This is a genomic window from Arsukibacterium sp., from assembly GCF_033722355.1.
GTDB lineage: Bacteria > Pseudomonadota > Gammaproteobacteria > Enterobacterales > Alteromonadaceae > Alishewanella.
Genome location: NZ_JAWVZF010000276.1, coordinates 1 through 1657, shown reverse-complemented (window position 1 = coordinate 1657; position 1657 = coordinate 1). Strand labels below are relative to the sequence as shown.

At 53.2% G+C, this 1657-nt stretch carries 1 protein-coding gene; it reads right to left on the bottom strand.

What is annotated here, in order from left to right:
- Positions 1-180: 180 nt before the first annotated feature.
- A partial coding sequence (locus tag R3177_RS14745; RefSeq protein ID WP_318971764.1) for an ABC transporter permease subunit occupies positions 181-1657 on the bottom strand: 1477 nt, incomplete at its 5' end.

Here is a 1657-nt window from a genome sequence, read left to right as displayed (position 1 = left end):
CCAGATAGTGCAGCAATTTATCGCCGACATGGCCGGGCAACTCCGCCGGCCAGAACACGCCGATACTCTGGACCATAATAAATATCAGCAGACTGGCGACCAGTAACAGACTGAGTGCTGCAGCACCAGCGTTCAGCCAAATCCAGGGCTCACCGTGGCGAAACCAAACACGAAACATAGCTACAACCTCTGATACTTTTTATGTAATCGCTGCCGGATAATTTCAGCAACGGTGTTAACCACGAAAGTCAGTAGCAGCAACAACAATGCAGCAACAAATAAGACCCGGAAATGGCTGCTGCCGACGGTGGCCTCCGGTAACTCAATGACCAGTGTCGCCGTTAAGCTGCGCAGCCCTTCGAAAATATTAAAATTGGTTACCGGGCTGTTGCCGGTTGCCATTAAAATAATCATTGTTTCACCGATTGCCCGGCCAAACCCGACCAGGGTAGCGGCAATTAATCCGGGCAGTGCCAGCGGCAGGCTGATCCGAAGCACCGTCTGCCACTGCGTCGCACCAAGCGCTAACGCCCCCCGGGTCAGCTGGGGCGGAACCTGGTACAGCACATCATCTGCCAGACTGAAAATGCCCGGTACAACCGCAAAACCCATGGCAATTCCGACAATCAGAGCGTTTCGTTGCTCATAATAAATACCCAGCTCATTGAGATATAAGCGTACGCCATCGTTAAAAAGATGGCTCTCTGTCAGGTTTGCCAGACTGAAGACAACGATACTGATCAGTGCCAGCCAAACCATCAGCAATAAGATTTGCCGGCCACCGCTGCAATATTGCCGGACAGCGAGCGGCAAACGCGGCCACAGCGCAGCCAGGGCCAGAATGCTCAGTGGCAACAGGATTACCCAGAGTATCAGCCCCAGTAAATGGGCTTCAATAACCGGAGCCAGCCACACGGCGGCAATAAAGCCCAGAATAACAGTCGGAAATGCCGCCATCAGCTCAATTAAACCTTTAATCCGCCGCCGCGGCCCGGCCGGCAGAAAACAGGCAGTGTAAATCGCCGCCATTACGGCCAGCGGAGCAGCAAACAGCATCGCATACAGGGCCGCTTTCAGGGTGCCTGCTGTCAGTGGTATCAGGGAAAACTTAGGCTGATAGTTATCTGCTGCTGATGAGGTTTGCCAGACATAATCAGGGCTGGCAAAGCCTTCATACCAGATACTGTGCCATAACGTCTGCCAATGTACCTCGGGGTGTGGATTATCTATGCTAAATGGGTGAAGGCTGGTGCTGGTGAATATATTAAGCTGCTGATTATCTGCAGAAAATGCCATACCGCTGGCACTGGTAATAGCAGTGTCGTATTGCCACAATGGTTTTGCCACAGCCGAATAGTACAAGGCAAGCCGGCCATCAGCCGCCAGGGTAACAAACCCCCGGCGGTTATGTTCCGGCGCAATATGCAGTATTGCAGCCTGCTGGCCTTGTAATTCGCGAACCAGACGTAAATGAGCTGCAGCACTGTTGTCCGCCAGTAAAAACCATTGCTGTAAGCGGCCGCTCTGATAACCTGCCAGCAGTGACTGATCTGCCGCAAGCCAGCGTAAACTGGTCAGGGTATCAGCACTGTCTGACAGCGACCACTGCTGCAGGCAGCCGGCAGCGGTGTTTTTGCGGTAAAGACAGGCATCTCCT